General features: G+C 71.0%; 16 protein-coding genes. 7 read left to right on the forward strand and 9 right to left on the reverse strand.

Annotation, left to right across the window (positions count from 1 at the left end):
- The first annotated feature begins 167 nt into the window (after positions 1-167).
- Entirely contained in the window at positions 168-1451 is a 1284-nt protein-coding gene (locus GGR43_RS01275; protein WP_246343259.1) for a multidrug effflux MFS transporter, read from the forward strand.
- Here GGR43_RS01275 and GGR43_RS01280 read toward each other — a convergent pair.
- The 4 genes from GGR43_RS01280 to mutY form a co-directional block, all read right to left on the reverse strand.
- Complete coding sequence (locus GGR43_RS01280; protein ID WP_188070127.1) at positions 1448-2254, reverse strand: inositol monophosphatase family protein; 807 nt, start codon at positions 2252-2254, stop codon at positions 1448-1450. The genes GGR43_RS01275 and GGR43_RS01280 overlap by 4 nt on opposite strands.
- The gene (locus GGR43_RS01285; RefSeq protein WP_188070128.1) at positions 2247-3593 is read right to left on the reverse strand and encodes a TldD/PmbA family protein; all 1347 of its coding nucleotides are present in this window, start codon (positions 3591-3593) and stop codon (positions 2247-2249) included. The genes GGR43_RS01280 and GGR43_RS01285 overlap by 8 nt, the downstream gene beginning before the upstream one ends.
- Positions 3594-3685: 92 nt before the next feature.
- Complete coding sequence (nudC, locus tag GGR43_RS01290; protein WP_188070129.1) at positions 3686-4594, reverse strand: NAD(+) diphosphatase; 909 nt, start codon at positions 4592-4594, stop codon at positions 3686-3688.
- Positions 4591-5682: an A/G-specific adenine glycosylase gene (gene mutY, locus GGR43_RS01295; protein WP_188070130.1), complete on the reverse strand. Its 1092-nt coding sequence runs from the start codon at positions 5680-5682 to the stop codon at positions 4591-4593. Before mutY ends, nudC begins: the two co-directional genes overlap by 4 nt.
- 26 nt (positions 5683-5708) lie before the next feature.
- Here mutY and GGR43_RS01300 point away from each other — a divergent pair, with 26 nt between their 5' ends.
- The 4 genes from GGR43_RS01300 to smc all read left to right on the forward strand — a co-directional run bounded on the left by GGR43_RS01300 (position 5709) and on the right by smc (position 11321).
- Positions 5709-6272 carry a DUF721 domain-containing protein gene (locus GGR43_RS01300; RefSeq protein WP_188070131.1) on the forward strand — a complete coding sequence of 188 codons (564 nt, stop codon included), beginning with the start codon at positions 5709-5711 and terminating at the stop codon, positions 6270-6272.
- Positions 6273-6303: 31 nt separating this feature from the next.
- Positions 6304-7005: a DsbA family protein gene (locus GGR43_RS01305; protein ID WP_284278927.1), complete on the forward strand. Its 702-nt coding sequence runs from the start codon at positions 6304-6306 to the stop codon at positions 7003-7005.
- Positions 7006-7056: 51 nt separating this feature from the next.
- Positions 7057-7800, forward strand: a complete 744-nt coding sequence (locus GGR43_RS01310; protein ID WP_284278926.1) for a DsbA family protein — start codon at positions 7057-7059, stop codon at positions 7798-7800.
- Positions 7801-7862: 62 nt separating this feature from the next.
- Complete coding sequence (smc, locus tag GGR43_RS01315) at positions 7863-11321, forward strand: chromosome segregation protein SMC (protein ID WP_188070133.1); 3459 nt, start codon at positions 7863-7865, stop codon at positions 11319-11321.
- A 147-nt stretch (positions 11322-11468) separates the two neighbouring features.
- Here smc and ubiA read toward each other — a convergent pair whose 3' ends face one another.
- The 4 genes from ubiA to GGR43_RS01335 all read right to left on the reverse strand — a co-directional run bounded on the left by ubiA (position 11469) and on the right by GGR43_RS01335 (position 18082).
- Positions 11469-12383, reverse strand: coding sequence for a 4-hydroxybenzoate octaprenyltransferase (ubiA, locus tag GGR43_RS01320; protein WP_188070134.1), 915 nt, complete (start codon positions 12381-12383; stop codon positions 11469-11471).
- A gap of 217 nt (positions 12384-12600) precedes the next feature.
- Positions 12601-15834: an error-prone DNA polymerase gene (locus GGR43_RS01325; protein ID WP_188070135.1), complete on the reverse strand. Its 3234-nt coding sequence runs from the start codon at positions 15832-15834 to the stop codon at positions 12601-12603.
- On the reverse strand, positions 15831-17363 hold the full coding sequence (locus tag GGR43_RS01330) for a Y-family DNA polymerase (RefSeq protein ID WP_246343260.1): 1533 nt from the start codon (positions 17361-17363) through the stop codon (positions 15831-15833). Before GGR43_RS01330 ends, GGR43_RS01325 begins: the two co-directional genes overlap by 4 nt.
- Positions 17360-18082, reverse strand: a complete 723-nt coding sequence (locus tag GGR43_RS01335) for an ImuA family protein (protein ID WP_188070136.1) — start codon at positions 18080-18082, stop codon at positions 17360-17362. The genes GGR43_RS01330 and GGR43_RS01335 overlap by 4 nt, the downstream gene beginning before the upstream one ends.
- Before the next feature lie 216 nt (positions 18083-18298).
- Here GGR43_RS01335 and GGR43_RS01340 point away from each other — a divergent pair, with 216 nt between their 5' ends.
- Both GGR43_RS01340 and GGR43_RS01345 read left to right on the forward strand, forming a co-directional pair.
- Entirely contained in the window at positions 18299-19291 is a 993-nt protein-coding gene (locus tag GGR43_RS01340) for a polysaccharide deacetylase family protein (RefSeq protein ID WP_188070137.1), read from the forward strand.
- Complete coding sequence (locus GGR43_RS01345) at positions 19288-20526, forward strand: carboxylate--amine ligase (protein WP_188070138.1); 1239 nt, start codon at positions 19288-19290, stop codon at positions 20524-20526. The genes GGR43_RS01340 and GGR43_RS01345 overlap by 4 nt, the downstream gene beginning before the upstream one ends.
- On the opposite strand, the gene GGR43_RS01350 is transcribed toward GGR43_RS01345, so the two are convergent.
- Positions 20492-21055, reverse strand: coding sequence for an arsenate reductase/protein-tyrosine-phosphatase family protein (locus GGR43_RS01350; RefSeq protein ID WP_284278968.1), 564 nt, complete (start codon positions 21053-21055; stop codon positions 20492-20494). The genes GGR43_RS01345 and GGR43_RS01350 overlap by 35 nt on opposite strands.
- Positions 21056-21285 lie beyond the last annotated feature (230 nt).

A 21285-nucleotide genomic window follows, 5' to 3' on the forward strand; every position in this document is an offset into this window, starting at 1 on the left:
CCTGTTCCGGTAATCTTGCGAACGGCTATCATTATGCGTCCGGGGATGCCAGCCCTTTTTGCCGCTCCGCCGCGCGCGACGGCGGAAAGGAGCGGGCGGCGGAGCGGCGCACATAGGGGGCGCATAGGGGCTGGCCTTGCTCTTCTTATGCGGCCATAGGGAGGGGCATGCACTCCGATAGACAGAAGAATCATCCCCATGGCCCGCCCGCAGGCATGGGCAATCTGGAATTCGTCATCATGATGGCGGCGCTGATGTCGATCACCGCGCTGTCGATCGACACCATGCTGCCCGCCCTGCCGCAGATCGGCGCCGACCTGCATGTCGCCGATGCCAATGACCGGCAGAATATCATCACCATCTTCCTGCTGGGCCTTGGCATCGGCTCGCTGGTCTACGGCCCGCTGTCGGACCGATTCGGCCGCCGCCGCATCCTGATGGTCGCGGCCTGCCTGCAGATCGTCTCGACGCTGATCTGCGCGCTGGCGACGAGCTTCCCCATCCTGCTCGGCGCGCGGCTGCTCGCCGGGCTGAGCGTCGCCTCCTGCCGCGTCGTCGCGATGAGCATCGTGCGCGACTGCTTCCGTGGCGACGCGATGGCGCGGGTGATGTCGCTCATCATGGTCACCTTCGTCATCGTGCCGGTGCTGGCGCCCAGCGTCGGCGCGCTGGTGCTGCTGGTCGCGCCGTGGCGCTGGATCTTCGGCCTGCTGCTGCTGCTCATCGCGGTGCTGGCGGTGTGGCAATTCCTGCGCCTGCCCGAAACCCTGCCGCCCGAAAGCCGCAGCGCCATCGGCCCGCGCGACCTGTGGACCACCTTCGTGCAGGTGGTCACCAACCGCAATTCCATCGGCCATATGCTGGCGAGCGGCATCATGATGGGCGGCCTCATCGGCTTTCTGGTGTCGATCCAGCAGATTTTCTTCGACGTGTTCGACGCGGGCGAATATTTCTCGATCGGCTTCGCCGCAATCGCGATCTGGATGGGCGTGGGCAGCCTGATGAACAGCCGCCTGGTCGAGCGATTCGGCGCCCGCCGCCTCAGCCAGAGCGCGGTGCTGGTGCTGGTGGCGGTGTCGCTGCTGCATTGCGCGATCATCCTCACCGGCTATGAGCATCTGCTGGTGTTCATCGTCATCCAGAGCATCACGACGACCTGCTTCTCCTTCTCCGGCGCGAATTTCAGCTCCATCTCGCTGGAGCCGTTCACCAGAGGCGCGGGGCTGGCGGCGTCGGTGCAGGCGGCGCTGACGACGCTGCTCTCCACCGTGCTGGGCGGGCTGGTCGGCGCGGCCTTCGACGGCACGGTGCTGCCGATGTCGCTGGGCTTCCTCGCCTTCGGCGCGACCGCGCTGCTGCTGATCGCCTGGGCGGAGCGGTGGAAACTGTTCAAGCGCCCCGGCCTGTCGGCACTGCGCGAGGGAAAATATATCTTCTCCGACCGGGGTTAAAGAGTATCCCGGTCGTTCATTCCCAATATCCGCCGGGCGCGCCCGGACAGGCGTTCGACCGCCGCCTCGTGGAGGCCCGGCGCGCAGCATAATATGCCGAACGCCACCGGATCGGGCCGGTTGAACAGCAGCGGCTGGCCCAGCGCGTCGCTGACCGTCGCGCCCGCCTCGCGCGCGATCAGCGCGGCGGCGGCGACATCCCATTCATTGCCCCAGCGCACCGTCGCGACCAGATCGGCCTCGTCCGCCGCCACCATCGCCATGCGCAGCGCGATGCTGTTGGGGCGCGGCACCATGCGCAGGTCCGCGTCCTCATGGGGCAGCGCCTCGGCGGGCACGCGCGCGCCCGCGAGCACCCGGCGGTCGCCCGCGCGCAGCAGCCTGCCGTTGCGGCGCGCGCCCTCGCCCGCATGCGCGATCCAAAGCTCGTTGCGGGCGGGGGCCGCCAGCACGCCGATCACCGGCTCGCCCCGCTCCACCAGCGCGACCGACACCGCCCAGCCGCTCCGGCCCGCGATATAATCCTTGGTGCCGTCGATCGGGTCGACGATCCACAGCCGCTCCGCATCCTGCCGCGCGGCGCTGTCGACGCTTTCCTCGGAGAGCCAGCCCGCATCCGGCGCGATCCGCATCAGTTCCTCGCGCAGCATGTGGTTGACGGCAATGTCGGCGTCGCACACCGGCTGGCCCGGTTCCTTCTCCCAATGCCGCACCTGCGTCCGGCCGACCGCCCATTGCTCCAGCGCAAGGTCGGCCGCCCGCGCGACCGCATCGACGACGGGGCGGAGCGCCCGGTCAGCCACCCGCCACCGTCATCCCGTCTATCCGCAGCGTCGGCACGTTGATCGCGTAGCGGAAGGCGAGGTCGCTGGCGGGGATCATCGCCGCGAACATCTCCTTCAGCGATCCGGCGATGGTGATTTCCGACACCGCATGCGACACCGCGCCATTCTCGATCAGGAAGCCCGACGCGCCCCGGCTGTAATCGCCGGTCACCATGTTGACGCCCATGCCGATCAACTCGGTCACATAGATGCCGCGTTCGATCCCGCTCATCAGGTCGCCGGGGGAAAGCGTGCCCGGCTCTATATGCACATTGGTCGCGGACACGCCCGGCGAGCCGCTGGTGCCCCGGCTGGCATGGCCGGTCGGCTCCAGCCCAAGCTGCCGCGCCGAGGCCGAATCGAGCAGCCAACCGGTCAGCACCCCCCGGTCGATCAGCGCGCGCCGCTGCGTCGGCAGCCCCTCGCCGTCGAACGGGCGGGAGCGCAGGCCGCGCTTGCGGTGCGGATCGTCCATGATCGTCACGCCGCTGTCGAACAGCCGCGCGCCCAGATCGTCGAGCAGGAAGCTCGACCGGCGGGTGATCGCCGGGCCTGCGATCGCGCCGATCAGATGACCGACGAGGCTGCCGCCGATGCGCGGGTCGAAGATCACCGGCATCACGCCGCTCGCCACCTTTTCCGGGTGCAGGCGGGCCACCGCGCGCTGCCCGGCGCGGCGGCCGATATGCTCGGCATCGTCCAGATCCTTGAGATGACGGGCGCTGTGGCTGGCGGAGTCGCGCTGCATCCCGCCGCCCTCGCCCGCCAGCACGCTGGCCCATGTACCGTGGATGGTCGCCGCATAGCTGCCCGCGAAGCCATGGCTGGTGGCGAGCGCGATCTGCGTGCGGCCCATGCTCGCGCCGCCGCCTTCGCTGTTGGTGATGCCGGGGATGGAGCGGGCGGCGTCCTCCGCCGTCAGCGCGCGCTCCTTGAGCGCGGCCGGGTCCACCTCGTCCGCATCGACCAGATCGAGCACGGGCGGCTTGCCGCGCAGCAGCCGCGCCTCGGGGGCGAGCACCGCATAGGGATCCTCCGGCGCTTCCCGCGCCATGGCGAGGCAGCGATCGACGAGGGCCGAGAGCGAGGCCCGCTCCAGATCCGAGGCCGAGACGGTGGCGGAGCGCTGGCCCACGAAGATGCGCAGGCCGATCTCCTCGCCTTCGGATTGCTCGACATCCTCCATCTCGCCCAGCCGCACCGAAACGCCGGTGGAGGCGTTGCAGACATAGAGGGCGTCGGCCGCGTCGGCGCCCGCCCGGCGGGCCTCGTCCACCAATGCCTGCGCGCGATCCTGAGCCTGCGAGAGTGAAAGCATGGAAGAGCGGTCCCGATCTGATCCTGTGGATGCCAGCCCAGCGCCATAGCCGCCCCCATCGTCCGGCGCAATGTCGGGGCGGGGGCCGCAACCTAAGGACGGGTCGCCATTCCGTCCAGCCAGTGCACCAGCAACCAGCGCGCAACCGCCATCGACGGCGGCGCCACGAAGGGCGCGTCCTCTTCCCCATCGAGGGCGGCGCGCACCCCGGCGGCATCGACCCAGAAGGCGTCCTCCAGCTCGGTATGATCGACGGTCAGGCGATCGTCCTCCGCCCGCGCTGTGCAGGCGATCATCAGCGAGGACGGAAAAGGCCAGGGCTGGCTCATCACATAGCGCACGTCGCGGACGCGGATGCCCGCCTCCTCGAACAGTTCGCGCGCGACCGCGCCCTCGATCGTCTCGCCCGGCTCGACGAAGCCGGCGAGCGCGGAATAGCGGCGCGGCGGGAAGCGCGGCTGGCGGGCGACGAGGACGCGGCCTTCATATTCGGCCAGCATGATGACGACCGGATCGACGCGCGGGAAATGCTCCGCCGCGCAGGCGGTGCAGGCCCGCGCCCAGCCGCCCTTGGCGACGACCGTCGCGCCGCCGCACACCGCGCAGAAGCCGTGCCGCGCATGCCAGTCGACAAGGCTGCGCGTGCCGCCATAGAGCGCCAGTTCGCCCGGCTCCAGCTCGGTCGCGGCCTCCCACACGCGCGGCGCATAGGTGGCGCCATGCGGAATATCCCGCCGCAATTCGGCGAACAGCGGCACGCCGTCGCTTTCCCGCCCCAGCAGGATATGGGCGGCGGGGTCGGCACCGGCGGGCATCGGCTCGCGCACCAGCCTGCCGCCGTCGAGCAGCGGGTCGAGGCCGTCGAGCACCAGCCGCCGCGCCCGCGGATCGGCATAGGCCTTGGCGAGCAGCGCAGGGTCGGCGCGCGTCTGATCCCAGCGATCGATGGGTGCGGGCGCGGCGAAACCGATGGGCAATGCGTTCTTGTCCTGCATCTTCATCCCTTTTCCGTCATGCGGTGAACGACCTTGGCGAAGACGGTGGGCAGCCCCGCCTCACCGATCCGGGCGAGCGGCCACCATTGGCCCTCGCCATCGGGCAGGCATGCAGCCCCGACCACCTGCCGCCGCACCGACAGCAACAGGCGGAAATGGGTGAACACATGCTCCACCCCGGCATTGAGCGCGATCCAGTCGCCCGGCACCGGCGGCTCCCCGCCCTGCGCACCGCCGCGCGCATCCCATGCGGTGCCGGGCAGGCCCGCCATGCCGCCCAGCATGCGCTTGTCGCCGCGCCGCTCGATCCAGACATGGCTGTCCTCCCGCTCCAGCCACCAGATCAGCCCTTCGCGGGTCGGCTTTTCCTTCTTCGGCGGCTTGACCGGATAGACCTCCGCCCGCCCCTCGGCATGGGCGGCGCATTGCGGGCGCAGCGGGCAGAGCAGGCATTGCGGCGTCTTCACCGTGCAGACGGCCGACCCCAGGTCCATCATCGCCTGCGCGAAATCCCCGGCGCGCGCGTCCGGCGTGATGCGGTCGGTCGCCTCGCGAATTGCGCCCCGTCCCTGCGGCAACGGCGTGGCAATCGCGAACAGACGGGCGACGACGCGCTCGACATTGGCGTCGACCACCACCGCGCGGCGGCCGAAGGCGATCGCGGCGATCGCGGCGGCGGTATAGGCGCCCACGCCCGGCAGCGCGAGCAGCCCCTCCTCGCTATCGGGGAAGCGCCCGCCCAGCTCGTCGGCCACCACCCGCGCGCAGGCGATGAGGTTGCGCGCCCGCGCATAATAGCCCAGCCCCGCCCAGGCGGCCATCACCTCCGCCTCGTCGGCATGGGCGAGCGCGGCGACATCCGGCCAGCGCGTGGTGAATTTCTCGAAATAGGGGATGACGGCGGCCACGGTCGTCTGTTGCAGCATGATCTCCGACAGCCAGACGCGATAGGGGTCCGCCCTTTCCGACGCGCCGGGCGGGATTCGCCAGGGCAGGCGGCGGGCGTGGGCGTCGTAATGGCGCAAAAGCGCGTCCGCCACGCTTTCGGACGGGGCGGCGCCGGGCGCGCCTGCAGGGGACCTCTTTGCCAACATCGCGCCGCTATGGCATGGAGCGGACAATGACGGAACCTGCGAAACCGAAATCCGCGCGCAAATCGCGCAAGGCCGCCCCCAATGCCTCCGGGGAGCGGGCCGGGGCGGAGCGCATCGGCGGCCCGCGCGCGATCGCGGACCTGATGCCGCGAATCGGCGGCGCGGCCTTCCGCCGCTTCGGCTTCGTGCAGTCGAGCGTCGTCACGCGCTGGGCGGAGATCGTCGGCGAGCGCTATGCCGCGCTCTCCGCGCCCGAATCCATCCGCTTCCCGGCGGGCAAGAAGGAAAAGGGCACGCTGTCCCTCACCGTGATGAGCGGGCAGGCGACGATCATCCAGCATGTGCTGCCCGAGATCATCGAGCGGGTGAACCGCTTCTTCGGCTATGAGGCGATCGTCAAGGTCGCGATCCGCCCCGGCGAGGTCGCCCGGCGGGAGCCGGAACGCCGCCCGCCCCCGGCCACTTTGCGCCCGGTGCCGACCGAGCTGGGCGAGTCGCTGCGCGACATCGGCGACCCGGAACTGCGCGCCGTGCTGGAGGCGATGGCGCAGGGGCTTGCCAATACCCGGCCCATCGGCAAGATCAGCTGAGATGTTCCCGACAACCAGAGTCGCCCCGCCCGTGAAACCGCTCCGCTTCCTGCTCCTCGCGCTCGGCGCGCTGGCGCTTTCGCCCGTCCTGCTTGCCCCCGCGGCCCTCCACGCCCGCGCCGCCCCGGCGAAGGACTGGACCCGCACCGTCACCCGCACGGCCGAGGGCGCCCATGTGCTCGGCAACCCGGCGGCAAAGCACCGGCTCGTCGAATATGTGAGCTATACCTGCCCGCATTGCGCCCACTTCGTCGCCGAGGGCACCGGCCCATTGAAAAGCGGCTGGATCGCCAGGGGCACGCTCGCGGTCGAGGTGCGCAATCTGGTGCGCGACCGGTTCGACATGACGGCGGCGCTGCTCGCCCGCTGCGGCGGGGCGGCGCGCTTCTTCGGCAATCATGAGGCGCTGTTCGCCAATCAGGACGCGTGGCTGGACAAGGCGCGCGCCTATAAGCCCGCCCTGCCCGCCAACGCCTCGCAGGCGGCGGCGATGGCGGACATCGCCGACAGGACCGGCCTTTTCGCGCTGATGGAGAAGCGCGGCGTCACCCCGGCGCAGGGCCGCGCCTGCCTCGCCGACGCGGCGGCGCTGGAACAGGTGCTGGCGATGACCAGGCGCGCGGTGGAGCAGGACGGCGTGCAGGGCACCCCATCCTTCCTCGTCGACGGCAAGCTGACGCAGGCGCATGACTGGGCCGGGTTGCGCCCTCTGTTGCCCGCCACCCCGAACTGATTTAAACCGCCCTATCTTCGTTTCGCCCTTTAGTTTTCGGAGCTGCCCCGCGTGAAAAAGTCCCTCGCTCTCCTCACCGCCGCCTGTCTCGCGCTCGGCCTCGCCGCCTGCGGCGACAAGGACAAGACCGGCGGCGACGTGCCGAAGGTCGCGGCGGGCGAGACCGTGCCGCCGCCCGCGGGCAAGACGTGGAGCGGCGTGGTCGTCGCCACCGAAAAGGGCGGCTATCTGATGGGCAACCCCGATGCGGCGATCAAGGTGGCCGAATTCGGGTCCTACACCTGCCCGCATTGCGCCGATTTCACGCAGCAATCGGACGAAGACGTGCGGAAAATGGTCGATACCGGCAAGATGAGCTTCGAATTTCGCCCGTTCGTGCGCGATCCCGTAGACATGACGATGGCGCTGATCGCCGGGTGCAACGGCGCGGAGACCTATTTCCCGCTGTCGCACCAGCTGTTCGCCAACCAGGCCGCGCTGTTCCAGACCATTCAGGGCAAGGGCGACGCCGCCTACAGCCAGGCGATGAACGCCGCGCCGAAGGACCGCTTCATCGCGCTCGCCGAGCTTGGCGGCCTCATCGATTTCGCCAAGCAGCGCGGCCTGACCGAGGACAAGGTGAGGCAATGCCTGTCCGACGGCAAGGCGGCCGAAACCATCGCCGCCCATGTTCAGGAGGCGACCGCCACCTACAACATCACCGGCACGCCGACGCTGCTGATCAACGACAAGGTGGTGGAAAACGCCGCGACCTGGGACGTGCTGAAGGCCCGGCTGACGGAGGCCGGCCTCTGACCGGGCGGGCCGCCTCGCTTTCCCTTTCCTCCTTCCTCCGCGCGATCGCAGGATAGGCGCGGATGGAAATTCGCCGCCTCAAGCTGTCCGGCTTCAAGAGCTTCGTCGACGCGACGGAACTGCGGATCGAGCCCGGCCTGACCGGCATCGTCGGCCCCAATGGCTGCGGCAAGTCCAACCTGCTGGAGGCGATCCGCTGGGTGATGGGCGAATCCAGCGCCCGCTCGATGCGCGGCGGCGGCATGGAGGACGTGATCTTCGCGGGCACCGCCACCCGCCCCCGCCGCGATTTCGCCGAGGTGATGCTGCACGCCAGCGCGCCGCCGGGCGACATCACCCCCGCCATCGAAGCGGGAGCCGACGGAGAGCTGGAGATCGTCCGCCGGATCGAGCGCGGCGCGGGCAGCGCCTATCGCGCCAACGGCCGCGACGTGCGGGCGAAGGACGTCGCGCTGCTGTTCGCCGACGCCGCGACTGGCGCGCACAGCCCGGCGCTCGTCAGCCAGGGCAAGATCGCCGCCGTCATCGCCGCCCGACCGCAGGAACGGCGCGCGATGCTGGAAGAGGCGGCGGGCATCGCCGGCCTGCATGTGCGCCGCAAGGATGCCGAGCAGAAGCTGCGCGCGGCCGAAGCCAATCTCGCCCGGCTCGATGAAATCCTCGCCGACATGGACCTGCGCGCGGCCGCGCTGCGGCGGCAGGCCAAGGCGGCGGAGCGCTATACGAAGCTGTCCGAGGCGATCCGCGTGGCCGAAGCGCGCGCGCTCTTCGCCCGCTGGCGCGAGGCGGACGCGACCGCGACCTCGGCGCAGAACGAGGCTAAGGCGCGGGAGGCCGCCGTGCTCGCCGCGATGGAGGCGCAACAGGCCGCCTCCGCCCATGCCGAGGCGGCGACGCAGGCGCTGGCGCAGGCCCGCTCCGCCGCGCAGACCGCGCGCGACGCCGCCAGCGAGGCCGGACATCGCCTCGCCGCGCTCAAGGCCCGGCAGGAAGAGGCGGTGCGCCGCCTCGCCGATCTCGACGCGCAGGACCGCCGCCTTGCCGAGGACCGCGAGCGGGAGGACGCGCTCGCCCATGATGCGGCCGACGCCATCGCCCGGCTGGGCGAGGAAGTGGCGTCGCTCAAGGAACGGATTGCGGAGGGCGAGGCGCGCGCGCCTGCGCTGGCCGCCCGCATCGCCGAGGCGCAGGAGCAGGCGCGCGCCGCCGAGCTGGATCTGGCGAAGGCGATGGCGCGGCAGGCGAGCGAGCAGGCGGAACTGAAGGTCGCGCAGGCCGCGCTGTCCACCGCGCAGGGCCGGGTCGACCGCGCCCGCCGCGACGCGCAGCGGCTTCAGGACGAACTCGCCGCCCTGCCGCAGGCCGCGCCGCTGGAGGCGCAGCGCGACGAGGCCGCCTCCGCGATCGAGACGGCGCAGGCCCGGCAGATGGAGGCCGAGGCGGCGCTGGCGCGGGCCGAGGGCGAGCGCGACGAGGCCGCCCGGCTGCGCGCGGAGGCGGAATCCGCGCTTTCCGCCAGCAAGGCCACGCTTTCGGCGCTCGACAGCGAGGCGCAGGCGCTGCGCCGGGCGCTGGGCAGCGGCGCCGCCTCCGGCGGGGACCGGCTGATCGACAGGCTGCGCGTCGCGCCGGGCTATGAGCTGGCGCTGGCCGCAGCGCTGGGCGACGATCTGGAGGCGGGCCTCAGCGACACCGCGCCGCGCCATTGGGCGGGCGCGCAGGCACTGCCCGGCGACCCCGCGCCGCCGGAGGGAACCGAAGCGCTCGCCGCCCATGTGACCGCGCCGCCCGCGCTCGCCCGCCGCCTCGCGCAGATCGTCGTGGCGGAGCGGGACGAGGGCCAGCCGCTCGCCGCCGGGCAGCGGCTGGTGACGCGCGACGGACAGGTCCGCCGCTGGGACGGGCTGGTCGCGCGGGGCGGCGAGGAAGCGGCGGGCGCGGCGACCGCGCAAAGGCTGATCCGCGCCAATCGGCTCGACGCGCTCGACGCGCAACTGCCCGCCACCCGCGCCGAGGTGGAACGGGCGCAGGCCGCGCTCGCCGCTGCGAATGAGCGCGCTACTGCCGCCACGCAGGCGATCGCCACGCTGCGCGCCGATCTGGCGACGGCCGAGCGTGACGGGGCGGCGGCGGCGCGACGGCGCGACGACGCGATCGCGCAGATCGACCGCCTCGCCGCGCGGCGCGGCGACGTCTCCGTCCGCGCCGAAGAGGCGGCGGCGGATCTGGCCGCCGCGCAGGCGGAGCTTCAAACGGCCGAAGCCGCGCTCGGCCAGATGCCGGACGGCAGCGAGACGCGCGCGCTGGTCGCCGATCTTTCCGCCCGCAGCGAGGCCGCCCATGCCCGCGCCAGCCAGTTGCAGGCCGACGCGGCGCTGGGCGAACGGGCGCTCGACGCCGACCGCCGCAGGCTGGGCGATGCCGAGGGCGATATCCGCCGCTGGCGCAGCCGGTCCGGCGAGGCGGGCAAGCGCCTTGCCGACATGACCGCGCGCGGGCAAGCCATTGCGGAGGAGCGCGCCATCCTCGCCGGGCGGCCGGAGGCGCTGGCGGCGGAGGCGCAAACCCTTTCCGCCGAGAGCCTGACGCTGGCCGAACGGGCGCGGGAAGCGCAAGGCGAGGAAAGCGCCGCCGAGGCCGCGCTGCGCCGGGCCGAAGCGACGCTCGCACAGGCGGGCGAGGCGCTGTCGGTCGCGCGCGAGGCGCGCGCCGGGGCCGCCGCCCGCGCCGAGGCGGCGATCGCCCATCGCAGCGAAACCAACCGGCTGTGCGGCGAGCGCTTCGAATGCCCGCCGCCGGTGCTGCCCGAAAAACTGGGTTTCGCCGCCGCCGACACCGGCACCGCGCCGGGCGAGCAGGCCGAGCTGGACCGGCTGACGGCGGAGCGGGAACGGATCGGCCCGGTCAACCTGATCGCCGCGCAGGAACTGGCGGAGCTGGAGCAGCGGCAGGAGACGAGCCGCGCCGAAAGCGCCGAGATCACCCAGGCGATCCACCAGCTGCGCGGCTCGATCGGCAGCCTCAACCGCGAGGGCCGCGCGCGGTTGCTCGCCGCGTTCGAGGCGGTGAACGGCCATTTCCAGCGCCTCTTCACCGCGCTGTTCAACGGCGGTCAGGCGCATCTGGAGCTGATCGACAGCGACGACCCGCTGGAAGCGGGGCTGGAGATCATGGCCCAGCCACCGGGAAAGAAGCTCTCCACGCTGACGCTGCTGTCGGGCGGCGAGCAGGCGCTGACCGCGGTGGCGCTGATCTTCGGCCTGTTCCTCACCAACCCCGCGCCGATCTGCGTGCTCGACGAGGTGGACGCGCCGCTGGACGACGCCAATGTGGAGCGCTTCTGCGACCTGCTCGACCAGATGGTGAAGGACACGCGCACCCGCTATCTGATCGTCACCCACAATGCCGTGACGATGAGCCGCATGCACCGCCTGTTCGGCGTGACGATGGTGGAACGCGGCGTGAGCCGCCTCGTCTCGGTGGACCTCGGCGGCGCGGAGCAATTGCTGGCGGCGGAATAGCCTGCCCACTTCGCCTGCCTCCGTTCGCCCTGAGCTTGTCGACCCGAAGGGCGGGCGAAGCCCAACGGCTGTTTTCTTTTATTTCAAGGAAGTACAGGGCTTCGACGGCTCAGCCCGAACGGAAGTATAGTTCCGGCTCCGATCACCTCAACTCGCCCCCACCACCACGCAGGCGGCGAACATCAGCAGCCCGGCGAAGCGGTTGGAGCGGAACTTGACCAGCGGGTCCATGCCGTCCGCTTCCTTCAGCGTGCCCACCTGCCAGCAGAGATGCGCCGCCATCGGCAGCAGCGCGGCCAGCGCCAGCGGCGTCGGGCGGATCAACCAGACCGCCCCGCCCCACAGCAGCAGCGCCGCCGCGTAGAACCCCGTCACCCCCGCGCGCACATGGGCGCCCATCGCCCGCGCGCTGGACTTGATGCCGACCAGCGCGTCGTCCTCGCGATCCTGCAACGCGTAGATGCTGTCATAGCCGATCACCCAACAGATGACGCCCGCATAGAGCAGCAGCCCCGCCGCATCGATGCCGCCGGTCATCTGCACCCAGCCGGTCGGCGCGGCCCAGCTGAACACCAGCCCCAGCCACGCCTGCGGCCACCAGGTAATGCGTTTCATGAACGGATAGGCGGCGACCAGCACCAGGCTGGACAGCGCGACCACCTGCGCCTCGACCCGCAATTGCAGCAGCACGACGAGGCCGATCAGGCAGAGCAGCCCCAGCCACGCGCCCGCGAGCGTCATCGACACCGAGCCGCTGGCGAGCGGGCGGACGGCGGTGCGCGCGACCTGCCGGTCGAGGTCGCGGTCGACCATGTCGTTCCACACGCACCCCGCCCCGCGCATCGCGATGCTGCCGACGAGGAACCAGAGGATCATGTCCCATCGTTCGAGGCCGTTGCCCGCCAGCGCGATCGCCCAGGCGCCCGGCCAGAACAGCAGCCACCAGCCGATGGGGCGGTCGAACCGCGCCAGCAACGCCAGATCGCGCGCGCGGCGAGGCAGGCGGGCCATCAGCCCGTGCGCTTCGCTGTCGGGCACGACGAAGGGGGTAAGGTCGGTCATGGAGGGTTAGTAGGCGATTTTGGCAGGGGATGGGAAGCGGGAATGATTTGGCCGGATTTGGGGTGATCAGGCGACATCAAGCCCTTCCCCTTCAGGGGAGGGGTTGGGGTGGGGTTCTGCCTCGAATCCGGCACCTGCGCCTAGCGGCACGCCTCCATCCCTCGGTCCCTCTCCTAAAGGGGAGGGGAGGATTATCATTCGTCATCGGCAATCCCCCTCAATGGAAATCCCGCGAGCGGGGCAGCAGGCGGACGTTGCGCGGGTGGGTCGAGGTGCGTTTCGGGGGCAGGGTATCGGACGGAGCGGCAGGGGCCGGGATGCCGGTCAGCGCCCCCAGCGCGTCGGAACGGTCGAGGATGCGCGACGCCATCACATGGATCACCCCTTGGGGGCTGCGCTGCACCACGCCTTCGACCAGCATCAGCCGCGCCGCCATCACCTCCCGCCGGAAGCGCTCGAACCGGCGCGCCCACAACACGATATTGGCAATGCCGCCCTCATCTTCCAGCGTGAGGAAGATCGCATTGCCCTTGCCGGGGCGCTGGCGCACCAGCACCACGCCCGCGACGCGCACCCGCGCGCCGCCCTTGCACCCGCGCAGCGCCGCGCAGGAGGTGACGCCCTCCGCGTCGAAGAGCGGGCGCAGCAACGTCATCGGATGCTCCTTCAGCGAAAGGCGCGTCATCTGGTAATCGGCGACGACATGCTCGCCCAGCGTCATCGGGCGCAGCGCGACCGCCGGTTCCGGCCCCAGTTCCCGCGCCTGCATCGCGGCGAAGAGGGGAAGCTCCCCCTCCGGCGTGCGCCGCGCTTCCCACAGCGCCGCGCGCCGGTCCAGCCCCAGCGAGCGGCACGCGTCGGCATCGGCCAGCAGGCGCAGCGCGCGGGCGGGCAGGGCCGCGCGGCGCGCCAGCTCCTCGACGGTGCGGAACGGCCCAGCGGCGGCGCGGGCGGCGGTCATCGCCCCGGCCCAGTCCTCGCGAAAGCCGCCGATCTGCCTCAGCCCCAGCCGCAGCGCCAGCGCGCCGTCCGCCCGCCGCTCCAGCGTCGAATCCCAGTCGCTGCGATTGGCGTCGGCGGGGCGCACCTCCACCCCATGTTCGCGCGCGTCGCGCACCAGCTGGGCGGGCGCGTAGAAGCCCATGGGCTGACTGTTCAGCAGCGCGCAGGCGAACACCGCCGGATGATGGCATTTGATCCACGCCGACACATAGACCAGCCGCGCGAAGCTCTGCGCATGGCTTTCGGGGAAGCCATAGCTGCCGAAGCCTTCGATCTGGCGGAAGCAGCGCTCGGCGAAATCCTTGTCATAGCCGCGCGCGACCATGCCGCCGACCATCTTCTCGCGGAAATTGTCGATGGTGCCGACATTGCGGAAGGTCGCCATCGCCCGCCGCAGACCGTTCGCCTCCTCGTCGGAGAAGCCGGCGGCGGTGATGGCGAGGTTCATCGCCTGCTCCTGAAAGATCGGCACGCCGTAGGTCTTGCCGAGCACATCGACCAGTTCGTCCTGCGGATAATCGGGACCGGGAGAAGGATATTCGGGTTTCTCCTTCCCCTCCCGCCGCCGCAGATAGGGATGCACCATGTCGCCTTCGATCGGGCCGGGGCGGACGATCGCCACCTGCACCACCAGATCGTAGAACTCGACCGGCCGCAGGCGCGGCAGCATGTTCATCTGCGCACGGCTCTCCACCTGAAACACGCCGATGCTGTCGCCCCGGCACAGCATCTCATAGACCGCCGGATCGTCGGCTTCGAGTTCCAGCCGCAACGAATGATCCCCCAGCCCGTGCAGCCGCATCAGGTCGAAGCTCTTGCGGATGCAGGTCAGCATGCCCAGCGCCAGCACATCCACCTTCATGATGCCGAGCGCGTCGATATCGTCCTTGTCCCATTCGATGAAGGTGCGGTCCTCCATCGCCGCATTGTGGATCGGCACCGTCTCGTCGAGCCGCCCCTCGGTTAGCACGAAGCCGCCGACATGCTGCGACAGATGGCGCGGGAAGTTCACGAGCTGGCCCACGAAATGGTTGAGTCGGGCGATTTCCGGGTTGTCGGGATCGAACCCGCCCTCCCGCGCCCGTTTGCCGTCATGTTTCGATGCGTAGCTGCCCCAGACCGTGCCGGAAAGCCGCGCGGTCACATCCTCGCTCAGCCCCAGTGCCTTGCCGACCTCGCGCACCGCGCTGCGCGGGCGGTAATGGATGACGGTGGCGGCGATCCCGGCGCGTTCCCGCCCGTAGCGGCGATAGATATATTGCATCACCTCCTCGCGCCGCTCATGCTCGAAATCCACGTCGATATCGGGCGGCTCCTTGCGTTCGGACGACATGAAGCGGGAAAAGAGCAGGTCGTGGATCATCGGATCGACCGAGGTGACGCCCAGCAGGAAGCAGACGATGCTGTTCGCCGCGCTGCCCCGGCCCTGACAGAGTATCCCCTGGCTGCGCGCGAAGCGGACGATATCGTGCACGGTCAGGAAATAGCAGGCGTAATTCTGTTCGCGGATCAGCTTCAGCTCCTTGTCGATCAGGCCGCGCGCCTTGTCCGGCAGCACGTCGCCATAGCGCTTGCGCGCGGCCTCCATCACCAGATGCTCCAGCCATGGCTGCGGCTCCCACCCATAGGGCACCGGCTCGTGCGGATATTCGTAGCGCAGGTCGTCGAGCGAGAAGGCGATGCGGTCCATCAGCCGCCGCGTCTCCGCCAAGGCTTGCGGGCAGGCGGCGAACAGGCGCGCCATTTCGGCGGGGGGCTTCAGATGCCGCTCGGCATTGGCGAGGAGATCCCTGCCGGCAGAGCGGACCTCCCGATGCAGGCGGATGGCGGTCAGCACATCCTGCACCGGCCGCTGCTCCGGCGCGGCATAAAGCGCGTCATTGAGCGCGATCAGCGGCACCCCCGCCCGCACCGCCTGCGCCTGCGCGCGGGCGAGCAACCGCGCGTCGCGCCCGGCCCGGTGCATCGCCGCGCCCAGCCAGACGCGGCCCGGCGCGGCATCCTGCAACCGGGCGAGCGTGGAACCGTCCGCACCGGGCAGAGCGATCAGCAGCAGGTCGTCGGCATATTCGATCAGGTCGGGCAGACCGAGGATGCAATCGCCTTTTTTCGCGCGCAGATTGCCCACCGTCAGCAGCCGCGTCAGCCTGCCCCAGCCGTGGCGCGTCGCGGGATAGGCGATGATGTCGCCGGTGCCGTCGGCAAAGCAGAGCCGCGCGCCCACCACAAGGCGGAAGCCATCGGGCAGCAGCTTCTGCTCCTTCGCGTCGCGCATCGCGACATGGGCGCGCACCACGCCCGCCACCGTGTTGCGGTCGGCGATGCCGATGCCGCCCATGCCGAGCGAGATCGCAGTCAGCACCATTTCATGCGGGTGCGACGCGCCGCGCAGGAACGAGAAATTGGTCGCCGCCGCCAGTTCGGCGTAAAAGGGCGCCGACGCGTTCATGCGAACAGGCCGTGCACATACCAGCGCGGGTCGCTCGTCTCGCGCTCGTAAAGGCCGTGGCGGAACAGCCAGAAGCGGTGGCCGCTGTCCGCCTCCGCCCGGTAATAGTCGCGGGAGAGGCCGGGATTGCCGTCATGCCCGTCCGCGCGCCGCCACCATTCCGGCGCGATCCGCTCCGGCCCTTCCTGCCGCACGATGCGCCATGCCCGGTCCCGCCAGCGGAAAAGGCGCGGCGGGCCGTCGGGGACGGAGGCCAGCACCTCCACCTGCTGCGGCGGATCGAGCAGCAGCAGCGGCCGCGTGGGCGGCTCCCCCGCTTGCGGCGGCGGCGGATCGAACGGCGTTTCCGCGCGATAGGGGGCGAGATGCCCGGCCCGTTCCGGCACATGGCTGTCCTCCCCGGCGAGGCGCAGGATCGCGCCCGCGCCATGGCGCACCGCCAGCCGATCGAGCAGCGCCGCCATATCCCGCTCCGCCGGGTCCGCCTCCTGCGTCAGGCCCTGCTGCCGCTCCTCCAGCCGGTCGGCCCTCGGCACGACAAGGTCGATGCTGTCATAGCCGAAGCCGGGGTCGAGCGGATCGGCGAGGCTGTCGATCCTTTCCCGCAGCAGGCGCAGCAGCAGCGCCGGATCGCGCGTCGGCGCGCCGGTTTCGACGGTGAGGCGCGCGACATGGCCGTCGCTGCGGTGGAGGCGCACGGCAAAGGCGCGCCCGCCCTCGCCGCGCCGCGCCAGCAGCAGCGCCGCCTGCCCGGCCAGCGCCTCGATCGCATCGAGCACGTCGCCGGTGCGGCCGACCGGCTCGGCAAAGCGCATCTCCGCCCGCACCGGATCGGGCGGGCGGTGGGGCGTCATCGGCTTGCCCTCTTCGCCCGCCAGCCGCGCGAGCAGGCGCACCAGCTCCGCCCCGAAACGCGCGGCGAGCGGCGCGGAGGGCTGCGCCATCAACTCGCCCAGCGTGCGGAAGCCCGCGCGGGCGAGCGCGACGCGCACATCCTCCCCGGCCGCCAGTGCCTCTATGGGGAGCGCGCGCACATCCTCGCCGCCGAAGCGCGCCAGCGCCAGCGCCGCCTCGCCCGTTGCGGCAAGCGCGACCCGCACGCTCAGCCCCAGCGCCCCGACCCGCCGCGCCGCTTCCGCGCGCAGGGCCTCCTTCCCGCCGAAAAGATGCGCGCAGCCGGTCATGTCGCACAGCACGCCGGCGGGCGGATCGGGCGCGGCCATCGGCGTGAAATCGCCGCACAGCCGCACCACCTTGCCGAGCAGCGCGGCGTCGGCCTCCGGCGCATGAGGCAGCGAGACCAGTTCCGGCACGCGCGCCCGCGCATCGGCCAGCGGCAGCCCCGGCGTCAGGCCGAGCCGGGCCGCCCGCCGGTCCACCGCCACCAGCCGCAGCGCGCCACGCTGCTTCTCGATCAGGGCGAAGGGGACATCGGGCGCCACCGCCTGCGCCAGCAGCGCCCGTTCGGACGGCAGCCACGGCAGGAACAGCGCCATGTGGAGCGGGGCGGAAGCGAGGGGCATCATCATCCCGCCTCCCGCCAGTCATTGGCGGCGACGGGGTGGAAAGGCCGGGATGCGGGCGCCTGCCCATCTTCCCGCCCTTGCGCATCGCAGAACAGGCCGCCGTCCCGATCCCATGCGAGGGTGCAGGCAAGGCCGTCCCGCCCGCCGCGATGACGCAGCAAGGTCAGGGCGAAGGCCGGGGCGTCGGGCATATTCCCCTCCCGCGCGGGGGAAGGGGCCGCCGCGACCTCCCATCGGCTGTGCGCTGCGCTGGGGGCGGGTCGCGCGCCGCCGCGCGCCAGCAGCACCATCGTCCCCGTCTCTTCCGCCGCCAGAGCAAGACGGCGGCTGGCCGTGAGGTCGAGCAACGGGCACGGTCCCTGCATGTCCAGCAGCACCACGCCCGGCGCGCCCGAACGGACGGCATCCAGCCCGGCGCGCAGCAGCGCCTTGCCGTCGGGCAGCAGCAGCAGCGTCAGCTGCCGGGGCGAGAGCCCCAGTTCCGCCAGCCCCGGCCCATAAGGCAGCGCCCGCGCGGCGGGCCCCTTCGACAGGCGCAGCCAGAGCAGCGGACGGCCATCCTGCGCCTGCCTGCGCGCGGCCACGCCCAGCGCGAAGCCGAGCGCGCTGATGCCGTCCTCGCCCCGCGCCGCGTAGAATTCGTGCAGCCCGTCGCCCTTCAGCCCGCCGCCAAGCTCCGCATCCACCCGCTCCGCGCCCAGCGCCAGCAGGACGGAAGGCACGGGGGCACCCGCCCCCCGCTTATCCTTCGATGGGATCGCCAGAATCGAATCGCTGCGCATATGTTCACTTTATGTTCTAATGCACGAAAGAACCAGAGAGCAGAAAGACCGATCGGATCAATCGATGACAAGAGCGTCATCCTCTGCCGAATTTTCGGGAGTCGCGCGCACCGTTCAGGGAACATACACTCTTCCCCTATAAGGGACGGATTCGACATGACGCGCGCGCTCATCACCATCGACACCGAATTGTCCGCCGGACGGCAGGCGCAGGGCATGGCCGTCGATGCCAATTACGACAGCAGCTTCGCCGGGTTGATCGACGGAAAAAGCTTCGGCGTCGGCTGGCTGATGGAGCGCATGGCCGCCCATGGGATAAAAGGCGTGTTCATGGTCGATCCCATGCCCGGCCTCGTCCACGGCCCCGAAATCGTCGAGCGCATGGTGCAGCCGATCCTGGCGGGCGGCCATGACGTGCAGCTCCATATCCACACCGAATGGCTGGAATGGGCGAAGGAGTCGCCGGTCGAAGGCCGCACCGGACGCAATATCGGCGATTTCTCGCTGGAGGATCAGGTGGCGCTGATCGGCTGGGCGCGCGATGCGCTGGTGCGGGCGGGGGCGCCTGCGCCCAACGCGTTCCGCGCGGGCAATTTCGGCGCCAATGACGATACGCTGCGCGCGCTGGAACGGCTCGGCCTGCAATGGGACAGCAGCTTCAACGCCGATTATGCCGGACGCGAATGCCGCATCGCCCTGCCCCGCGCGATGATCGACCCCGTGCTGGCGGGCCGCGTGGCCGAGGCGCCCGTCGCCGGCATATTCGACCGGCCCGGCCATTTCCGCCCGGCGCAGATCTGCGCACTGTCCGCCGCCGAGATGGTGCAGGCGCTGGACCATGCCGCCGCCACCGGCGCGCACAGCTTCGTCACCGTCACCCACAGCTTCGAGATGATGTCGCGCGACCGCACCCGTCCCAATCTGGCGGTGATGAAGCGATGCGAGGCGCTGTGCCGCGCCATCGCCGACCATCCGGGGGTGCGCCCCGCGCTGTTCGCCGACCTGCCCGTCCCCCCCGCGCGGGACGGGATAAGGGAGGGAGCCGGGCTGCCGACGCGCCTTCCCCCCAACCGGCTGCGCACCTGGTCGCGCATGGCGCAGCAGGCCTGGGCCAATTGGCGGTACGAAAGGGCGCTGCCGCTTTTATGAAAGCCTCCCCCTCCCTCCCCCCGGCGATCGTGCTGGGGGGAGATTCCGCGATCGCGCTGACGGTCATCCGCGAGCTGGGGCGTCATGGCGTGCCGGTTATCGCCGTCGACCAGGCCGCCCATGCGCTCGCCCGCCGGTCCCGCTTCGTCCGGCAATTCGTCCAGCCCCCGGCGGACGGCACGCCGCTGGAGCAATGGCTGCCGCCTCTCATCCGGCAGAGCGGCGCGAAAGTGCTGTTCGCCATCGGCGAAAAGACGCTGCTCAACCTGTCGGAGCTGCCCGACATCATCGACGGCTGCCGCATATCGACGCCGCGCCGGGATCAGCTCGCCGTCGTTCTCGACAAGACCCGCACGCTGGAGATTGCGCGGGCGCTCGGCCTGTCGACCCCCGATTGCTGGCAACCCCGCAAGGGCGAGGATTTCGCGGCGGAGGCGGCCGGGCTGAGCTATCCGGCGGTGCTGAAATGGAGCGACCCGCCCGCCATCTGGGCGCTGCTCAAGGATGCGGGCCTGCCCTTCCTCAAGGCCGAATATGCCGAGGACTCGCAGGGATTGCTCGGCCTGCTGTCCCGCTATGACGCGCTCGGCCGATGGCCGATGGTGCAGAGCTGGTGCGGCGGATACGGCATGGGGCAGATGCTGCTGATGGAACAGGGCCGCGCGCTGCTGCGCTTCCAGCACCGGCGGCTGCGCGAATATCCGGCGACCGGCGGCATATCGACGCTGTGCGCCGCCGTGCCGCCGGGCGAACATGCCGAACAGATGCGCCTGTCCGAGGCGCTGCTCGCCGCGCTCGGCTGGCGGGGCAGCGCGATGGTCGAATATCGCCATGATCCCGAAACCGGCCGCTACTGGCTGATGGAGGTCAACGGCCGCTTCTGGGGCAGCATGGCGCTGGCCAGCCAGTGCGGCGTCTGCTTCGCGTGGGAGGAATATCGCCGCGCGCTCGACCCCGACGCCGAGGAAGCGCCGCAGCCGCCCTATCCGCCACGCCGCGCCCGCTTCGTCGTGCCCGACACCAAGAGGCTGGCGCGGATCTGGCGATCCCCGGCATCGGGCGCCCTGTCCGGCCGCGCGCGCTTCAGCCGCTGGCGCGAGACGCTGTCCTACCTCTCGGACTTCTTCGACCGCGCGACCGGCTATTATATCTGGGACCGGAACGATCCGATGCCGTTCTTCACCGACATGCTGGCGATCCTCAGGCGCGAACGGCACCGGGATAGCGCCGCCTGAGCACCGGTATCGCGCTTTCGATCCGGCGCAGGCAGGCGAGGGTATAGGCGTCGCTCAGCCGATAGGGGTCGTGCAGATGCGGCACCGGCGGGCGGCAGTGCAGGCCCAGCAGGCCGCGCGGCAGAGGCGCGAACCGGGGATGCCGCGCCAGCAGGCGCAGGTGGCGGGTCTCCATCGCCAGCAGCAGGTCGCCGTCCAGCGGCTCATAATCCTCCTGCGCGGTGGAAAGATGCGCGGAAAGATCGTGCCCCCGGCCGGCCGCGAGCGCCGCGAGCGGCGGATGGGCGGGCTTGCCGCTCGCCGTCGACAGGCCGAAGGACGCCGCCGCCATACCCGCGTCGCGCGCCAGCCTTTCGGCAAAGGCGCTGCGGCAGATATTGCCGTGGCAGACGAACACCAGCCGCCGCACCTGCTCCGGCTCGCCCGCCCGGACGGCCCCCAGCCCCAATCCCAGCTCGGCATAGGCCAGCGTCAGGCGGACAAGGCCGCGCGCCGTTCCGAAGCGGGAGGAGAGGAAGCTGTCGCGCACCGGTGTTTTCCTGTGAAAGCAAGGGCACCCGTCATGCCGGGCGCGGGCGGGGTAGCGCATTTCCCGACCGGATGGAACCATCGCGGCGCTGTAACCGGCCGCCGAAGGCCGTCGCGGCGCGATCCTGACGGATGGCGCGACCGCACCTTCGGCGACCGGGCCGTCCGGTTCCCCCCGAAACCGGACGTCAGGGCAAGGGATCGCCGCCCGCCGCGCGAGGCCCGGCCGGC

Source organism: Sphingobium jiangsuense (assembly GCF_014196495.1).
Taxonomy (GTDB): Bacteria; Pseudomonadota; Alphaproteobacteria; order Sphingomonadales; family Sphingomonadaceae; genus Sphingobium; species Sphingobium jiangsuense.